The organism is Pseudarthrobacter sulfonivorans (assembly GCF_001484605.1).
Lineage (GTDB): Bacteria > Actinomycetota > Actinomycetes > Actinomycetales > Micrococcaceae > Arthrobacter > Arthrobacter sulfonivorans_A.
Window position 1 is genome coordinate 2599819 of sequence record NZ_CP013747.1, and the last position, 17441, is coordinate 2617259.

Annotated in this window: 14 protein-coding genes and 1 tRNA gene; 8 read left to right on the forward strand and 7 right to left on the reverse strand. The window is 65.1% G+C overall.

Annotated features, from left to right (window positions below):
• Positions 1–63: 63 nt before the first annotated feature.
• The 5 genes from AU252_RS11595 (at position 64) to AU252_RS11615 (ending at position 8499) form a co-directional block, all read left to right on the forward strand.
• Entirely contained in the window at positions 64–1527 is a 1464-nt protein-coding gene (locus AU252_RS11595) for an amino acid permease (RefSeq protein ID WP_058930841.1), read from the forward strand.
• Positions 1528–1869: 342 nt separating this feature from the next.
• A complete protein-coding gene (locus AU252_RS24550; protein ID WP_240484155.1) occupies positions 1870–2193 on the forward strand; it encodes a helix-turn-helix domain-containing protein in 324 nt (107 codons plus the stop codon).
• 50 nt (positions 2194–2243) lie between these two features.
• Positions 2244–3044, forward strand: coding sequence for an IS3 family transposase (locus tag AU252_RS23600; protein ID WP_240484156.1), 801 nt, complete (start codon positions 2244–2246; stop codon positions 3042–3044).
• A gap of 417 nt (positions 3045–3461) precedes the next feature.
• A complete protein-coding gene (locus AU252_RS11610) occupies positions 3462–4730 on the forward strand; it encodes an IS110 family transposase (RefSeq protein ID WP_058930130.1) in 1269 nt (422 codons plus the stop codon).
• Between the two features lie 271 nt (positions 4731–5001).
• Entirely contained in the window at positions 5002–8499 is a 3498-nt protein-coding gene (locus tag AU252_RS11615; protein WP_058930844.1) for a proline dehydrogenase family protein, read from the forward strand.
• A gap of 128 nt (positions 8500–8627) precedes the next feature.
• On the opposite strand, the gene AU252_RS23165 is transcribed toward AU252_RS11615, so the two are convergent.
• Both AU252_RS23165 and AU252_RS11620 read right to left on the reverse strand, forming a co-directional pair.
• Complete coding sequence (locus AU252_RS23165) at positions 8628–8942, reverse strand: hypothetical protein (RefSeq protein ID WP_082575820.1); 315 nt, start codon at positions 8940–8942, stop codon at positions 8628–8630.
• Between the two features lie 156 nt (positions 8943–9098).
• Complete coding sequence (locus AU252_RS11620; protein ID WP_056341377.1) at positions 9099–9953, reverse strand: LysR family transcriptional regulator; 855 nt, start codon at positions 9951–9953, stop codon at positions 9099–9101.
• A 161-nt stretch (positions 9954–10114) separates the two neighbouring features.
• Between AU252_RS11620 and AU252_RS11625 the strand changes: the two genes are divergently transcribed.
• Positions 10115–11503, forward strand: a complete 1389-nt coding sequence (locus tag AU252_RS11625; RefSeq protein WP_058930845.1) for an MFS transporter — start codon at positions 10115–10117, stop codon at positions 11501–11503.
• A 54-nt stretch (positions 11504–11557) separates the two neighbouring features.
• Here the strand turns inward: AU252_RS11625 and AU252_RS11630 are convergent, their stop codons facing one another.
• The 3 genes from AU252_RS11630 to AU252_RS11635 form a co-directional block, all read right to left on the reverse strand.
• Positions 11558–12712: a N(5)-(carboxyethyl)ornithine synthase gene (locus AU252_RS11630; protein WP_058930846.1), complete on the reverse strand. Its 1155-nt coding sequence runs from the start codon at positions 12710–12712 to the stop codon at positions 11558–11560.
• Positions 12709–12846 (reverse strand): hypothetical protein, encoded by a 138-nt coding sequence (locus AU252_RS24150; RefSeq protein WP_167349828.1) that lies wholly within the window; start codon positions 12844–12846, stop codon positions 12709–12711. The genes AU252_RS11630 and AU252_RS24150 overlap by 4 nt, the downstream gene beginning before the upstream one ends.
• 149 nt (positions 12847–12995) lie before the next feature.
• Positions 12996–13069, reverse strand: a tRNA-Gly gene (locus AU252_RS11635).
• Between the two features lie 252 nt (positions 13070–13321).
• Here AU252_RS11635 and AU252_RS11640 point away from each other — a divergent pair.
• Positions 13322–13765, forward strand: a complete 444-nt coding sequence (locus AU252_RS11640) for an SRPBCC family protein (protein WP_058930847.1) — start codon at positions 13322–13324, stop codon at positions 13763–13765.
• A 3-nt stretch (positions 13766–13768) separates the two neighbouring features.
• Here the strand turns inward: AU252_RS11640 and AU252_RS11645 are convergent, their stop codons facing one another.
• Positions 13769–15484: a CAP domain-containing protein gene (locus AU252_RS11645; RefSeq protein ID WP_346425546.1), complete on the reverse strand. Its 1716-nt coding sequence runs from the start codon at positions 15482–15484 to the stop codon at positions 13769–13771.
• Positions 15485–15622: 138 nt separating this feature from the next.
• Here AU252_RS11645 and dcd point away from each other — a divergent pair, with 138 nt between their 5' ends.
• The gene (dcd, locus tag AU252_RS11650; protein ID WP_058930848.1) at positions 15623–16198 is read left to right on the forward strand and encodes a dCTP deaminase; all 576 of its coding nucleotides are present in this window, start codon (positions 15623–15625) and stop codon (positions 16196–16198) included.
• Between the two features lie 60 nt (positions 16199–16258).
• Here the strand turns inward: dcd and AU252_RS11655 are convergent, their stop codons facing one another.
• Positions 16259–17440, reverse strand: a complete 1182-nt coding sequence (locus AU252_RS11655; RefSeq protein WP_058930849.1) for a cation:proton antiporter — start codon at positions 17438–17440, stop codon at positions 16259–16261.
• Position 17441 lies beyond the last annotated feature (1 nt).

Here is a 17441-nt window from a genome sequence, read left to right on the forward strand (position 1 = left end):
ACCCCCGTCACAGCCCCTCGCCGGGGCGCCGTGTTGGGGCCGCACCCCACGCAGGAGTTCCTGATGAGCACAAGAGATATGTCCCAGTCGATTATGCGGCGCAAGCCCATCGACGATATCGAAGAAGAAAACAAGCACAGCGGGCTGTTCAAGTCCCTCGGGCTCTGGCAGCTCACTGCCATTGGTGTCGGCGGCATCATCGGCGTTGGAATTTTCTCCCTCGCCGGGTTGGTCGCGGCCGGAAGCGAAGATACTCCCGGAGTGGGGCCCGCGGTGCTGATCTCGTTCCTTGTTGCTGGTCTCGCATCCGCCGCGGCTGCCCTGTCCTACGCCGAGTTTGCAGGCATGATTCCGCGCGCCGGGTCCGCCTACACCTACGGCTACGTTGCCCTGGGCGAAGTGATCGGCTGGTTCATCGGCTGGGACCTGCTGCTCGAATACATTGCCATTGTGGCCGTGGTGGCCATTGGCATTTCGGGGTACTTCGACGCCTTCCTGTCAGGTATCGGCGTTAACATGCCTGTCTGGATGACGTCCACGCCGGATGAGGGCAAGGGCGGCATCGTCAACATTCCCGCCATCGTGGTCTGCCTCCTGGTGACCTGGATCCTGTCCCGCGGCACCAAGGCATTCGGCCGGTTTGAACTCGTAGCCGTGGCCATCAAGGTCATCCTGATCCTGTTCATTATCGGCCTCGGCGTTTTCTACATCGACACCAACAACTACAACCCGTTTATGCCCAGCGGCTTTGGGCCCGTCCTGGCCGGTGCCGCGACCGTCTTCTTCGCGGTGTTCGGGTACGACGCCATGAGTACCGCGGCGGAAGAGGCAACCGACGGCAAGAAGCACATGCCGAAGGCCATCATCCTTTCGCTGATCATCGCCATGCTGCTCTACGTCGCTGCCACCCTCGTCCTGACCGGCATGCAGAACTACAAGGACATCGACCCCACGGCCGGCTTCGCTTCCGCCTTCACCGGCGTGGGTCTGCCCGTCATCGCCACCATCATTTCGGTCTTCGCCGTCCTGTCCATCCTCACGGTGATGCTGACCTTCCTCCTGGGCGTCACGCGTGTCTGGTTCTCCATGAGCCGCGATGGCCTGCTGCCAGGCTGGTTCGCCAAGACGGACCGGCACGGAACCCCGCAGCGCGTCACCTGGATTGCCGGCGTCGCCTCCGCCCTGCTGGCCGGCGTGTTCCCCATCAAGGCCGTCGCGGACCTCACGAACATTGGCATCCTGGCCGCGTTCGTCGTCGTCTGCTTCGCCGTGATCGTGTTCCGCTACAAGAAGCCGGACGCCCCGCGCACCTTCCGCCTGCCGCTGATGCCCGTTATTCCGGCCTTCGGTGTGCTGGCGTCCGCCTTCCTCATGTTCCAGCTGCACTGGGAGACCTGGGCGCGGTTCGGTGTCTGGCTCGTCATCGGCCTGGCCATCTACTTCTTCTACGGCCGCAAGCACTCCCTGATGAACCCGGACAGCCCACGCCACGAAGAGATTGTGGAGATGCACCGCCCCATCGGCTGACCCCCGGGTTCCCGGGCGTCCATCCGCCCCACCCACCCGTTCCGGCCCACCCACTTCCGCCCCACCCACCCCGGACGCTCTCTCACTTCCTGCACGTTTTTACCAAACGCTCTCTCACTTTGAACTGCTCCCCGGAAGTTGGACTGAGAAATTCAGTTCCGACTTCCGGGGAGCAGTTTTATGCATGCACGTAGTTCATTGTCTGAGGCGCAGCGCGAGGCGGCTGTAGCGTTGTTTGAGAAGGGTGTGGGGTATGGGTCGGCGGCTCGGTCGCTCGATGCGGCTCGTGTGCCGGTTAGGGCCCTGTATGGGCGGTGGAGGATTCATGGGCAAGGAGTGCTGGTGAGCAGGCTGGCGAAGTCGTACTCTTTCGAGTTCAAGCTGGCCTTGGTGGAGCGGTTCCTCGCGGGTGAGTCCGGCCCGGCTCTGGCAGTGGAGGCGGGTTTGGCCTCGCGTGAGCTGCTGCAGAAGTGGGTCCGGGCGTATCGGCTGGAGGGCGAGGACGGGTTGCGGCCAAAGCCCAAAGGCAGACCGCGGAAACCCGATTCCCCGCCACCCGCGGAGCTGCCCGAGCTTGAGCGGTTGCGGCGGGAGAACGAGCGGCTGCGCGCTGAGGTGGCGTACCTGGGAAAACTGCGGGCCTTGAGGGAACAGGGACGTCGGTAAAGGTTCAAGCCGTCGTTTCCCTCAAGGCTGACTATCCGCTTGGTGTCCTGTTGGACGTCGCCGGGCTGGCCAGATCCACGTTCTTCTATCACCAGGCCCGGATCCAGGGGCCCGACCCGCAAGAGAAGCTCAAAGCGGCGGTCACGGAGATCTTCGAAACGAACCATGGCCGGTACGGGCACCGCCGCATCCACACGGAGCTGGTCAAGCAAGGATGGACGGTCGCGAAGAAGACCGTGCTGAAGCTGATGCAGGCACTCGGACTGGCCTGCAAGGTCCGGCGCAGGAAGCGCTACAACTCCTACCAGGGCGAACAGGGCGCGGTAGCGCCCAACGTGCTGAACCGAGAGTTCGAGGCTGACGGACCGAACCAGAAGTGGGTTACCGATGTCACGGAGTTCAGCGTCGGCGACCGGAAGCTTTACCTTTCACCGGTCATGGACCTCTTCGACCGGCAGATCATTTCTTACTCTCTGGGCTTGTCGCCGAACCTGGCGCTCACCAACGATTCCCTGCGTGAGGCCCTGACCTGCCTGCAGCCCGGTCAGCAGCCGCTGGTGCACTCGGACCAGGGTTTCCAATACCGCCACACCTCCTGGCGCACCCTCATCGAGGACGCCGGCGGGGTCCAATCAATGTCCCGCAAGGGCAATTGCTACGACAACGCCGTCATGGAGAACTTCTTCGGTCACCTCAAGGAAGAACTCTTCCACCGCGTCCGATTCCTCAACACCGACGCACTGGCAGCTGCAATCGAGGAATACATCCACTGGTACAACACCAAAAGAATCTCAACAAAGCTCAAGGGCCTAAGCCCGGTGCAATACCGTGCCCAGGCCCTCGCAGCTTAGGATCCTATTTGGCCAGTCCAACTTCCGGGGACCAGTTCACTTTCGGGGCGCGAACGACGAACCCTCTCTCACATTCTGTGGGGGAGGGTTCGTCCGTTTTTCAGGAAGTGCGAGAGCGTTGCCCCAAAATCTGCCGGGACTGCGAGAGGGTTGCCCAAAAACCCGCATTAAGCCTGTATGCCCCTTGCGGGGCGCCCGTTCCGGGCTGAAAATGTGCCTGTGGTCGCCTGCCGACGCCGTAGTCACTATGGTTCTTTCAGTCCGTCATTAAGCCGGGCGCCGGGGATCACGCCGTGGGCCCTTCACTGTTTCCTTTTACCGAGAACGAGGACTAGATTCCGATTTTTCCCGGTGATCCCCGCGGGCGGCCGCTTCGATAATCAGAAGTTCCGCTCTGTGAGGAGATGAGCAGTAGCCATGCTGGCTGAAACCCAGGATGAGGATCAGATCATTGCCAGAGTCGCCGCGATCGACATTGGCAAGGCCGAACTCGTGTGTTGTGTCCGGGTCCCCGCGGAAGGGGACCGGAGGAAACGGTTGCAGGAGGTGTCCACGCACTCCACGATGACGCGGTCGTTGATGGAGCTGGCCAACCATCTCGTGGACCTCCGGATCGAGCGGGTCGTGATGGAGGCGACTTCGGACTATTGGAAGCCGGTGTTTTACCTCCTGGAGGCGCACGGGCTCGAGCCGTGGCTGGTCAACGCCCGCGACGTGAAGCATCTGCCGGGCCGGCCGAAGACGGACGTGCTCGATTCCGTGTGGCTGTGCAAGGTCGCCGAGCGGCAGATGCTGCGGCCCAGTTTCGTCCCGCCTGCCCCGATCCGCCGGCTGCGGGACCTGACCCGGTACCGCGCTGATCTGGTCGGAACCCGGACCGCGGAGAAGAACCGGGTCGAAAAACTCCTCGAGGACGCGTGCATCAAGCTCTCCGTCGTCGCTTCGGATATTTTCGGGGTGTCCGGGCGGGAAATGATGGCGGCGCTCATCGCCGGCGAACGGAACCCGAGTAGGCTCGCGCAGCTGGCCCGGACCCGGATGCGGGGGAAGATCAGCGAACTTGAGGAGGCCTTCACCGGCCAATTTGATGACCACCACGCCTTCCTGCTGGCCCGGATGCTGGCAAGGATCGACGGCATCGATGCCGATATCGCCGCGGTCGATGAACAGATCGAGGGGCAGTTGGCCCCTTTCGCGGCGGCAGCGGAACGCCTGGATGAGATCCCGGGCATCGGCCCCGTCGCTGCTGCCGCTATTATCGCCGAAATCGGGGTAGACATGACCCGGTTCCCGACCGCGGGGCACCTGTGTTCCTGGGCGAAGTTCTCCCCGGGCATCAACTCCTCCGCGGGGAAGACCAAGGGAAACGGCTCGACCGGACACGGCAACCGCTATCTCGCCCGGGTCCTGGGCGAGGCCGCCGTCGGGGCCAGCAAAACTCACACCTTTCTGGGCGAACGCCACCAGAGGATCGCGCGGCGGCGGGGCAAGAAACGCGCTATCGTCGCCACCGGACGTTCCATCCTCGTGATCATCTGGCACCTGCTCCAAGACCCGGACGCCCGGTTCAACGACCTCGGCCCCGACTACTTCAGCCGCCGCACCGACCCCGAGAGCAGAAAACGAGGCCACATCCGCCAGCTCGAAGCCCTCGGCTACACCGTCACCCTCGCACCCGCAGCCTGACCCTACCCCGTCTTCATACCAACACCAACACCCGCCAGACCACGACGGAGTGCACCACAGTGCGCACCGACCGCGGTCACGTCCCCTCCATTTTCGGACTAGTGAGAGAGCGTTGCCCAAAAGTGGGGATTTCCTGACCGTTCGGACGGCAAATCAAAGCATTGGTTTTTCTAACCTGTATTGCTTAGAAAACATCGCTTTATCTTATGTGATTGCAAGCTCATACTGATGGATAAGACCCCTTCCACACCAAGGAAAGAACGAGCACACCATGACTCACACTGCAACGGAAGCCGCCGGACAGACAGACGTCCCGCAGGCCCGTGCCCTCGCGGCGGACACCATCACCCTGGTGCGCCGCTGGCTGACCGAGGCTTCGAAAGTTCCCGTTGACGCCTCGGCCGAGCAGCTCGCCGGTGTGCTGAAGGACCCGAACGGCCTGGACTTCACCGTTGGCTTCGTGGACGGCGTGGTCCGTCCCGAAGACCTGCATGTGGCTGCCCGCAACCTCGCCGCCCTGGCGCCCAAGGTCCCGGCGTTCCTGCCCTGGTACATGCGCAGCGCCGTCCGCCTCGGCGGCACCATGGCCCCGGTCCTGCCGCAGGTGGTCATCCCGATCGCCCGCCGCGTGCTCCGCGAAATGGTGGGCCACCTGATCGTCGACGCCACCGACGCCAAGCTGGGCCCGGCCATCGCCAAGATCCGCAAGGACGGCATCAAGCTCAACGTGAACCTCCTCGGCGAGGCCGTCCTTGGCGAGCACGAGGCTTCCCGCCGGCTCGCGGGAACCCACACACTCCTGGCCCGCCCGGACGTGGACTACGTCTCCATCAAGGTTTCCTCCACCGTGGCCCCGCATTCCGCCTGGGCGTTCGACGAGGCCGTGGAGCACGTCGTGGAGAAGCTCACGCCGCTGTTCACCAAAGCCGCCTCCTTCGCGGGCGCCGCGTCAGGCGCTGGCGCGGCGACGAACGCCAAGTTCATCAACCTGGACATGGAGGAATACAAGGACCTGGACATGACCATCGCGGTCTTCACCCGGATCCTGGACAAACCCGAGTTCAAGAACCTGGAAGCCGGCATCGTGCTGCAGGCCTACCTGCCCGACGCCCTTTCCGCCATGATCCGCCTGCAGGACTGGGCCGCCGAACGCCGCGCCAACGGCGGAGCCGCGATCAAGGTCCGCGTGGTCAAGGGCGCCAACCTGCCCATGGAACAGGTGGAGTCCTCGCTGCACGACTGGCCGCTGGCCACCTGGCACACCAAGCAGGACTCGGACACCAACTACAAGCGCGTCATCAACTACTCGCTGCACCCGGACCGGATCAACAACGTCCGGATCGGAGTGGCCGGCCACAACCTCTTCGACATCGCCTTCGCTTGGCTGCTCGCCAAGCAGCGCGGCGTGGAGTCCGGCATCGAATTCGAGATGCTGCTGGGCATGGCGCAGGGCCAGGCTGAAGCGGTCAAGAAGGACGTCGGCTCGCTCCTGCTGTACACCCCGGTGGTGCACCCGGCCGAGTTCGACGTCGCCATCGCCTACCTGATCCGCCGCCTGGAAGAGGGCGCCAGCCAGGACAACTTCATGTCCGCCGTGTTTGAACTCAGTGAAAACCAAGTGCTGTTCGAGCGCGAGAAGCAGCGCTTCCTCGCCTCCCTGGACACGCTCGACGACGAGGTCCCCCCGGCCAACCGGCAGCAGAACCGCAGCCTCCCGCCGCAGCCCCTGCCGCGTGACACGTTCGCGAACACCCCGGACACCGACCCGTCGCTGCCCGCCAACCGCACCTGGGGCCGGGCCATCCTGGACCGTGTCCCGACCTCCACTCTGGGCAACGCCGCCGTCGACGCCGCCACCATCAGTGACGCGGATACCCTCAACACCGTCATCGCCACCGCCGTCGAGAAGGGCAAGGCCTGGGGCGCCCTGACCGGCGACCAGCGCGCCGAGATCCTGCACCGCGCCGGCGACGTCCTCGAGGCCCGCCGCGCCGACCTCCTGGAGGTCATGGCCAGCGAAACCGGCAAAACCATCGACCAGGGCGATCCCGAGGTCAGCGAAGCCGTGGACTTCGCGCACTACTACGCAGAGTCCGCCCGGAAGCTGGAAAAGGTCGACGGCGCCACGTTCGTCCCGGCCAAACTCACCGTGGTGACCCCGCCGTGGAACTTCCCGGTGGCCATCCCGGCAGGGTCCACCCTCGCGGCACTCGCCGCCGGCTCCGCCGTCGTGATCAAACCCGCGAAGCAGGCCCGCCGCAGCGGTGCCGTGATGATCGAAGCACTCTGGGAAGCCGGCGTCCCGAAGGACGTGCTGACCATGGTCCAGCTCGGAGAGCGTGAACTCGGCCAGCAGCTGATCTCCCACCCGTCCGTGGACCGCGTGATCCTGACCGGCGGCTACGAGACAGCGGAACTCTTCCGCTCCTTCCGCAAGGACCTGCCGCTGCTGGCCGAAACCAGCGGCAAAAACGCCATCATCGTCACGCCGAGTGCGGATCTGGACCTGGCCGCCAAGGACGTGGCGTACTCCGCGTTCGGCCATGCCGGCCAGAAGTGCTCGGCAGCATCACTGGTGATCCTGGTGGGCTCTGTTGCCAAGTCCAAGCGCTTCCACAACCAGCTGGTCGACGCCGTCACCTCGCTGAAGGTGGGTTACCCGCAGGACCCCACCAGCCAGATGGGCCCCATCATCGAGCCCGCCGACGGCAAGCTCCTGAACGCCCTCACCACCCTCGGCGAAGGCGAAACCTGGGCGGTGGAACCGAAGAAGCTCGACGAAACCGGCCGCCTGTGGAGCCCCGGCGTGCGCTACGGCGTCCGCCGCGGATCATACTTCCACCTCACCGAATTCTTCGGACCGGTCCTCGGCGTCATGACCGCTGACACGCTCGAAGAGGCCATCGCCATCCAGAACCAGATCGAGTACGGCCTCACCGCCGGCCTGCACTCCCTGAACCCGGACGAGCTCGGCACCTGGCTGGATTCCGTCCAGGCCGGCAACCTCTACGTGAACCGCGGCATCACCGGCGCCATCGTGCAGCGCCAGCCCTTCGGCGGCTGGAAGAAATCCGCCGTCGGCGCCGGAACCAAAGCCGGCGGACCCAACTACCTCGCCGGCCTCGGCGACTGGGTTAGCGCGGACGCCGCAGTCACGCTGGCCGTCACCAACGCGGGTGTCGGCCGCATCCAGAACGCCGCCGCAGGCGAACTGCAGCCGGCTGAGATTGAGTCGCTGCAGCGCTCCCTCGGGTCTGATGCCCTGGCCTGGGCCCACGAGTTCGGCACCGCCAAGGACGTTTCCGGCCTGAGCGCGGAACGGAACATCTTCCGCTATCGCGCGCTGCCGGTCACCGTGCGGCTCTCCGAAGGTGCCCCGCTGGCCCACCTCGCGCGGACCGTGGCGGCCGGTGTCCTGGCCGGCTCGGCACTGACGGTGTCCACCGCCGTCGAACTTCCCGCCCAGCTGCGGGCCGTGCTCACCGGGCTGGACATCACGGTCACTGTGGAGTCCGACGCCGGCTGGCTGGCTTCGGCGGCACGCCTCGCCGCGGCGGGCAGGCTGTCCGGTGCGCGGATCCGCCTGATCGGCGGCGACGCCACCGCCCTCGCGGAGGCCACGGACGGGCGTCCTGACTTGGCGATCTACGCCCACGCGGTCACCGAAGCCGGACGGGTAGAGCTGCTGCCGTTCCTGCACGAGCAGGCCATCAGCATAACGGCCCACCGCTTCGGCACCCCGAACCACCTCTCCGATGAGCTGATCTAGGGCGGGCCGGAACCCAACAAAACGAAAGGCCCGGCGGCCGCCATCGGGGCGGGTGCCGGGCCTTCGCTATTGAATAGTTGAGTAGTGATCAAGTGGCTGCGCTCGGCGAGCCTGGAGACCGTAGGTAATCAGCCCAGATACCAGCCTGGGGGAGTCCACGATGCCGGAACATTGTGGGCGGAGAAATCTTCGCAACGGGTGCAGGTGTAGGCGACTTCGCCCAGTGTCCTGACCGCCCCGTCACGCCGGTAAACCGGTGGAATGTAGGACTCGAGATAGATGAATTCATCCGTGCCACATTTGTCGCACGTGGGCTTGCCGATGTACTCGGCGGCCCGCGAAATACCGGCGTTGTGGCTGGAATGATGCGTGACCAGCGGCCGTACAGTGCTATGTCGCTGGGTATATACCGTGTGTAAATGGGTGTTCTCGGCTGTCGTCATTGGCTGCCTATCCCGAGTGCGGCCGCATCATGGGCTGCATGGCGCACTCGTAGTGTTGAACCGGCCACTGCTTGACCCATGGATATTCCAGCATAGGCGAGGCGGGCTTTTACTTCAATGGTTCGTTTCCAGCCCTGATTCCTGCGGCAAATTCGGTCAAACCGACTTCTTGAGCGTCCGCCCGACGATGGTCTGGGTCAGCGCATCGATCACTTCGGCGTTGGCCAGCGGGTTCCGGATCAGGGTGAAATCCACATCGCCCACTGGAGGCAGGTCGAACCGGCGGGTGATGATCTTGAGGTCTTCGGGAACCAGCGACGTCGGCATCACAGCCACGCCGATGCCTGCCCGGAGTGCCGCCAGGACACCGCTGATCTGCCGGGTAGTGCATGTGATTCGCCAGGTCCGGCCGCTTGATTCCAGTGCATCGATGGCCAGCTTCCGGCTGAGGCTGGGGGAGGGGTAGGAGATCAGCGGTACGGGATGCCCGGGCTCCAGTGACGTCTGCTCCAGCCCCACCCAGGAAAAGGTGTCGTGCTGGACCACCGTGCCGTCCTTGACGCCAGCCACCCACTTCACAAACACCAGGTCCAGCTGGCCGGCATTGAGTTTCTTATACAGCTGGTCGCTCTGGCCAACGGTGAGCTCAAGGTTGATCTGTGGATAGACCTGGCGGAACTCCCGAAGGATCCGGGGGAGGCCGGTGATGGCGAGGTCGTCCGCCGTGCCGAACCGTAGCCGGCCCCGCATGGCCGAGCCGGAGAAGTAACGTGTGGCGGCATCGTGGGCCGAAAGGATGGTGCGGGCGAAGCCGGCCATCGCGTCACCGTTGTCCGTGAGCCGGACATCGCGGGTGTCCCTGCTGATGAGGATGCGCTTCGCCGCCGTCTCCAGCTTGCGGACATGCTGGCTGACGGTGGGCTGTGCCAGGCCCAGGCGCTCCGCGGCCTTGGTAAAGCTGAGCGTCTCGGCTACGGCCAGGAAGGAACGGAGCTGGGTGGGTTCGTACACAGTGGACTCCTTTGGCTGCGGGCTGACTGTCCACCCACGTCAGAGTGGGTGCTATTACGCTTTGTAATGGTAGTTATAGGCGCCATAGGGCTACATAATCACCTGGAACCAGCCTAGCGTGGGAAGCATCCCAGTCCGCCCGCTTCCCTGAGGACATCCCTGTGGCACCCCCACCGCCAACGTCGGCAACCGTCAGCCAGCCCGTCATCGACTCCGCTTCCGCGTCCGCTACCGCCGCCTCCGCCCAGACCCAACCCATCGCCGTCGTCAGTGAACACCTCCCCTGGCGGCACACGTTTATCTCCCTGAAAGTCCACAATTTCCGCATCTTCGCGATCGGGCACTTTGTCGCCGTTGTCGCCCTCTGGATGCAGCGGATCGCCCAGGACTGGCTGGTGCTGGAACTGTCCGGCTCCGTCACCGCCGTGGGCATCACCGTGGCGCTGCAGTTCATGCCGTCGCTGCTGTTGGGGCCGTGGGGCGGCATGATGGCGGACCGGTTTGCCAAGCGCCGGATCCTCATCCTGTGCCAGAGCCTGGCCGCGGTCCTCGCCGCAGCGCTCGCCGTGCTTGCCCTGACCGGCGCCATCGAAGTGTGGCACGTGTACGTCATCGCGCTCCTGCTGGGCCTGGTCACGGTGCTGGATCAGCCCGCGCGCCAGGTGTTCGTCAACGAGCTGGTGGGCCCCAAGTACCTCCGGAACGCCATCAGCGTCAACTCCACCACGTTCCAGCTGGGAGGCCTGATCGGTCCGGCACTGGCGGGACTGTTGCTGACCGCCGTCGGCGCAGGCTGGGCCTTCGCCGCGAATGCGCTGGCCTGCTGCTCCACGGTGGCCATGCTGCTGCTCCTGCGCAAGGACCAGCTGTTCGTCAGCACTCCCGCGCCCAAGAAGAAGGGCATGCTGCGGGAAGGACTGCAGTATGCGCTCAGCAAGCCCACCATCTACTGGCCGTGGCTGATGGCCGGCTTCATCTCCGTCTTCGCCATGAGCCTGCCCGTGCTGCTCGCCGCGTTCGCGGACCACGTGTTCGACGTCGGCGCCGGCGGCTATGGCCTGCTGAACGCCCTGGTGGCACTGGGGGCGTTGGCCGGTGCTGTCGCGTCCACGCGGCGCCGCCAGCTGCGGCTCCGCTCCGTGGTGTTCTGTGCGGGAATGTATGGCCTGATGCTGTGCCTGGCCGCCCTGGCGCCGTCCATGCTCTGGTTTAGCGTGGTGATGGTCCTGTCCGGATTCTGGTGCCTGATGTTCCTCACCGGCTCCAACCAGCTCGTCCAGATCAGCTCCAACATGGGCATCCGGGGCCGGGTCATGAGCCTGTACATCATGGTGCTGATCGGCGGCCAGGCCATCGGCGGGCCCATGCTCGGGTGGATCGCCGAGCACGTGGACCCGCACGTGGCACTCATGGTGTCCGGCGGGGTGCCGGCGCTCGCCGCGGTGACTGTCGCCGTCGTCCTGGCCCGAAAAGGCGCGCTGGCGCTCAGGGTGGACCTCAAGGACCGCCGCCACCCGCTGCGGATCGTCCGCCGGGTAGCCGCGGCGTAAAGGGCTGCAGACTAAGGGCCGCGGCGTCTACGCCGCGGCCCAAAGCGGCAGAGCCTAAGCCGGCAGGTGCGGGTACTCGGCCTCGCGCCGCTGGAACTCCAGCACGTCCTTGTTGAGGACCACGCCCTCGCGGATTTCGATGGCGCGGGAAATGGTTTCGTTCCCGTCCCACTCCGAGGGGCCGCCGATGACTGTCTCAAGGAACGGCAGCAGGGCCTGGCTGATCTCCCAGCTGGAGGAATTCCAGAGGTAGGACGGGCTGTGGTCCACCGCGTAATAGTTGATGTGGTCGCCGATAGTAAACATCGGTTCCGCGAACGTGGTGGACCGCGCCCAGCTGAAGCCCATTCCCTCGTCGCACGAAACGTCCACGATCAGGCTGCCCGGGCTGAACGCCGCGAGGTCCTCAGTCCGCAAATACGTCAGCGGATTGTTCGGATCCTGCAGCGTGCAGTTGACCACGATGTCGCTCTCGGCCAGGAACGGCGCCAGCGGAACCCGGCCCCGCTCGGTGATGACCTGGCTCAGGAAGGGGGCCTGGTCGTCGTGATCAAACTGGACAATGTTGACCGAGTGGATCGGGGCGCCAACGGCCGCAACTCCGCGGTTGGTCAGCACCTGCACGTCGTGGATGCCATGCGCGTTCAGCGCGGTCACGGCGCCGCGGGCGGTCGCGCCGAAGCCGATCACCACGGCACTGAGCCGGCGGCCGTAGTCACCCGTGGAGCCGGTGAGCGAGAGCGCATGAAGCACCGAGCAGTAGCCGGCCAGCTCGTTGTTTTTGTGGAAGACGTGCAGCCCAAAACCGCCGTCGCTCGCCCAGTGGTTCATCGCTTCGAACGCGATGAGCGTGAGCTTCTTGTCGATGGCCAGCTGGGTGATGGCGCGGTCCTGGACACAGTGCGGCCAGCCCCAGAGGATCTGGCCGCCGCGCAGTTCCGCGAGGTCCTCCGGCTGTGGCTTGGGCAGGAGTACGACGTCGGCCTCCGCCAGCAGCGCTTCCTTGGTGGCCATTTTGCCCACGAGGGTTGAGAGCTGGTCATCCGAGACGCCGAAGCGCTCACCATAGCCCTGCTCCAGGATGATGCGCTGGCGCAGTTCCGGAGCGATCCGCTCGAAATGCAGGGGGTGGATGGGGAGGCGGCGTTCGTCCGGTTTCCGGGTGGACGCCAGGACGCCGAGGGTCAGGTGGCTCTGTTGGCCACTCACTTCTTTTTTGCGGCCTTGGACGTGATGTCCAGGGAGGTGGCAGGCGCTCCGGCGGCCCGCTTGTCGGCGCGCTTTTCCTTGATGGACTTGCCGGCTTTTTTGGATGCTGCTTGACGCGGGGACTTGTCAGCCATGATTGCTCCTGTAGCGGAACCGAAGAGGTTCCTGACTTCTGACGATACACGGCTGGGCCTAACGGCCCCCGGGTGATGGCCGTATGGGGTGGGAGTCGCCGCGCCGGCGCGCCAGCTGCTGTGGTGCGAAAAACGGTGGTGAGAAACTTTGGAGCGGCTGACGGGAATCGAACCCGCGTGTCGAGCTTGGGAAGCTAGCGCACTACCATTGTGCTACAGCCGCATCGCCCCGTTTTGAGCGGGGCAGAACTTAGCTTAGCGCAGATGCGATCACGCGCCAGCAACCGTGACCACGCACTGGACCCGTGTCCGCCGGGATGGCCGCTACCGGCCGCGTCATCCAGTAACTCTTCAATAACGGCGCCGTCGGTGGCTAGGTCCGGGGCGGGCCGAGTGGCTACTCTGAACCCGTTAGCTGCGGTGTCATGGGGGTGGGGCGGGCTACCACCTGACCAGCCGCTAACTAAGGACTCCCATGGTATTTGCAGAGCACGAGGTGCTTATCCGGTGCGACGCAATGACCGTGTACGCGTTCCTGGTGGACGGAATGAACCTTCCCCTATGGCGCAAGGGCATCCGCAGCATCGGCTTGATGTCCGGTGCCGCCGGAACCAAGGGCGCTGTGTACCGGCAGACAACCACGGGCCGGTCAGGACGGACAATCCCCGCCGACTTTGAAATAACGCAGGCCAGGCCGGGCGCCGAGATCCAGTTCCGTGTGATCTCGGGACCGTCGCAGCCCACCGGCGGGTACTACCTCAGCACCGAACCGGCCGGCACCCGCGTCAGGTTCGCCCTCGAGTACCAGCCCAAAGGCCTCCTGGGCCTGATGAACACCGGCATCCAGCGCACCATCAGGGCCGAAGTGTCCCAGCTCGCACGGCTCAAAGATGTCCTGGAAGTGCGGACGGCCGCCTAAGGGCTACTGCGCCAGCCGCTGGCCCGCCCAGCTGCCGGTAATGTTCGACGGCGACGCAAGGCTTCCGCTGCTCAGGTCCCAGTACTGCACCACATCGTTGGCCCGGCGGAGTGCCACTCCCGTGGAATTCAGGGCCGTGACATCACGGAGTGGACGGATCCCGGTGACGTCTTGCCAGCCGGTGGTGACGGTGAGCCGGGCTTCGACGCGTGGCGCCGGAGTGCCGGCTCCGCGGTAAAGCTGCACGGCGCCGTCGGACTTAATCGCCAGGAGATCCTGGAAACCGTCGGCGTCATAATCCACCATGCTCAACTTCCTGGCCGCTACGCCGCTGGCCATGAGGGTGCGCGAGGACATGTCGGCCAGGCCCACGTTCGGGTAGAGGTAGAGGTTGGTGCCCTCCAGGGCGACCACCTGGGGGAGCCGGTTGTTGGCGCACCAGCCGCCGACGGCCAGCGTCAACGGCGCCCAGCCGGACTGGCCGAGGGTGACCGAAGCGCCGAAGCCGCCGCCGGCGAACCCCGGATGGAGCGTCAGCCGGCCGTCGTTCCACTGGGTCAGCAGGTCATAGGCGCCGTCGCGGTCCCAGTCCGTGGTGAACACTTCCTTGGCCGTTCCGAAACCGGAGTCGATGACCTTGGCAGCACCAAAGGTCCTGTTCCCTGTGGAGGGACGGTTGATGAGCTGGCCGGCCGCGTTGATGGTCACCAGATCGGCGGCACTGTTGATCGCCGCGCTGCTCAAATCCAGGGTGGGCGGCATGTGTTTGACGGCCGGGTCGCACATGGTCGGCGGCGGAGGGGGGAAGGCGCCTCCGCCGGCGGAGCTGCCCCCGGGCGACGTGACGGTGCCGGCGGGCAGGGTGGTGTAGCCGAAGAAGTTCACCACACCCCAGATGGTGAACAGATTGTTCGTGTAGGAGATCCCGGCGCCCATGACGTTGAAGCGCGGGTCTAGCAGCATGGCGTTGTGGCCCTCGGAGTTTTTCCACCACTCCACCAACTGCGCCGCGTTGCGGTCCGTGCGGATGGCAATGACCTCACCGCCGCTGCTCGGATTCATGGCGCGGGGGTCGGTCCAGAAGCTGGCACGGTGCTCAATGACATCCCGGGACGCGATGCTGTTGGACCATTCCTGCGCCATGCCGGCCACCGTGGGGTGGTACTTGACCGGGGCCAGGCCCTTGGACACCCGGTAGTTGTTGATTTCGTTGAAAACCGTGAGGATGGCGGCCGTGTTGCTGTCCGGCACCAGGGCCTCGGTGCCAAGGGATTCGGTAGTGAGGGATTCCGTTGCGGGGGCCGGCGGGGCTGGAGCGGCAGTTTTGTTGTGGGCCAGTTCGGATTCGGGGGCCCAGAGGGGTGGCAGGGAGGGCGGCTCGGGCGCAATTGGTTCGGACGTGGTGGTCTCGGGCGCAGCCACCGTCGCCGCCGGCGGCGCTGCTGCGGTCCCTGACGTGCCTTCTCCGGCGGGTGACGCCGGTGTGATCACCGGTTCCACGGCTGGGGCGAGCGGGGAACCGGTGCCGGTCTCAACGTCGGGTGCGCCGCCGTCGTCCGCTGTTCCCGACGGTCCCAACGTGACCGTGCGCGGTCCAAAGGCACCTGCCTGGACGGACGGCGCATTCTCCCGCGGGCCGGAATGCAAGCCGGCGGCCGGGGACAGGAGGGCGAGCGCGCACAACATGGCCACAGCGGCGGGCGCCGCGAATTTTTTCAAAACCAACCCCAGATCAGTTTCAGTTGTACCAACCGGGAGACCCTCCGGCGGCTGACATGCTGAGGCAACATTAGCCCCACTAGGCGACAGCAACAACGAAAAACTGTGGGCTGTGGATAATGCGGTATTTTGGGAGGCGTGCTGATCTCTGACCGCGATATTCGTGCCGAACTAGACTCCCAACGGATTGTCCTCGAACCTTACGATCCCGTGATGGTCCAGCCGTCGTCGGTGGACGTGCGGATCGACCGGTTCTTCCGACTTTTCGACAACCATAAGTACGCGCACATCGACCCCGCCGAAGAGCAGCCCGAGCTGACGCGGCTTGTGGAGGTGGAGAGCGGTGAGCCGTTCATCCTGCACCCCGGCGAGTTTGTCCTGGGTTCCACCTACGAGGCCGTCACGTTGCCCGACGACATTGCTGCGCGGTTGGAAGGCAAGTCGTCCCTGGGCCGGCTGGGCCTGCTGACGCACTCCACGGCCGGGTTCATTGATCCGGGGTTTTCCGGCCACGTCACGCTGGAGCTGTCCAACATGGCCACGCTGCCCATCAAGCTCTGGCCCGGCATGAAGATCGGCCAGCTGTGCTTCTTCCGGCTGACCTCTGCTGCTGAGTTCCCGTACGGTTCCGGCGAATACGGCAACCGCTACCAGGGCCAGCGCGGGCCGACAGCCAGCCGCAGCCACCTGAACTTCCACCGCACCGAGGTCTGAGCCTTTTCCTTCGAGGGGTGCAGGTTCGGCTCGTGTCTGCGTGCAGGTTCGGCGGGTGGCCTACGCCTTCGCGGCCAACCGGACAGGCCCGCCGAACGCCTTGAGCACTGGTTCCACATAGCGCGCGGCCAGCGGCCCGAGGACGGCCATGATCAGCACGTAGGCGGTTGCCAGGGCGGCGAGGTCGTCCGGGACCACGCCAGACGCCACGGCCAGGCCGGCGATCACAATGGAGAACTCGCCGCGGGCAATCAGGGCGGCGCCTGCACGGAAGCGGCCCGGGCGTGCAATTCCGGCCCGCTTGGCAGCCCAAATGCCCGTGAGCATCTTGGTAGTGGCAGTGATGGCCGCGAGGATCAGAGCCCAGCCGAGTACCGGCGGGATGGTGGACGGGTCTGTGTTGAGCCCGAATGCCACAAAGAAGATGGCCGCAAAGAGATCCCGCAGCGGTTCCAGGATCCGGGTGGCGCTGTGGGCGGTAGCTCCCGAGATCGCTATACCCAACATAAACGCGCCCACTGCGGCCGAAACCTGCAGGGCTGACGCGATGCCGGCCACCAGCAGTGCGGCGCCGAGCAGGTTGAGCAGGAAGACTTCGGAATTTTCGCTGTGCACCGCTTTTGATACACGGTGGCCGTGCCGCAGCGCCACCATTAACACGACGGTGACCACCGCCAGCGAGATTGCTACCGTGGTGAGCCCGCCCAGGAAGCTCACGCCCGCGAGGGTGGCGGTGAGGATGGGCAGGTACACTGCCATGGCCAGATCCTCGAACACCAGGATGGACAGCACCACGGGGGTCTCGCGGTTACCGATCCGGCCCAGGTCCGTGATGACCTTGGCGGCGATCCCTGAGGACGAGATATACGTGACGCCGCCCATAACCATGGCGCCTACCGCTCCCCAGCCGAGCAGGAGCGCCAGCGCCGCGCCGGGGATGAAATTCAGCACCAGGTCAAGAACACCGGCCTGCCAGGACCTGCGCAGACCGGTGAAAAGCTCGGCAGCCGTATATTCCAAACCGAGCATAAGCAGCAGCAGGATCACACCGATTTCGCCGGAGAGATGTGCGAATTCGTGCATACCTTCGAGCTTGACCACGCCACCTGCGCCGAAAGCGAGTCCGCCAACGAGGTAGAGCGGGATGGGTGACATTCCGATCCGTCCGGCCAGCCTGGCCAGGAGGCCAAGGCAGAACACAACGGCCCCCAGTTCAATGAGGGTCAGGGCCAGCGGGTCCATG

What these genes read in the sequence shown, in the direction of transcription:
- AU252_RS11595 (WP_058930841.1), top strand. Translation starts at nt 64, where the DNA reads ATGAGCACAAGAGATATGTCCCAGTCGATTATGCGGCGCAAGCCCATC.
- AU252_RS23165 (WP_082575820.1), bottom strand. Translation starts at nt 8,942, where the DNA reads ATGACGACAGCCGAGAACACCCATTTACACACGGTATATACCCAGCGA.
- AU252_RS24150 (WP_167349828.1), bottom strand. Translation starts at nt 12,846, where the DNA reads ATGGCTGACAAGTCCCCGCGTCAAGCAGCATCCAAAAAAGCCGGCAAG.
- AU252_RS11655 (WP_058930849.1), bottom strand. Translation starts at nt 17,440, where the DNA reads ATGGACCCGCTGGCCCTGACCCTCATTGAACTGGGGGCCGTTGTGTTC.
- AU252_RS11640 (WP_058930847.1), top strand. Translation starts at nt 13,322, where the DNA reads ATGGTATTTGCAGAGCACGAGGTGCTTATCCGGTGCGACGCAATGACC.
- AU252_RS11610 (WP_058930130.1), top strand. Translation starts at nt 3,462, where the DNA reads ATGCTGGCTGAAACCCAGGATGAGGATCAGATCATTGCCAGAGTCGCC.
- AU252_RS11615 (WP_058930844.1), top strand. Translation starts at nt 5,002, where the DNA reads ATGACTCACACTGCAACGGAAGCCGCCGGACAGACAGACGTCCCGCAG.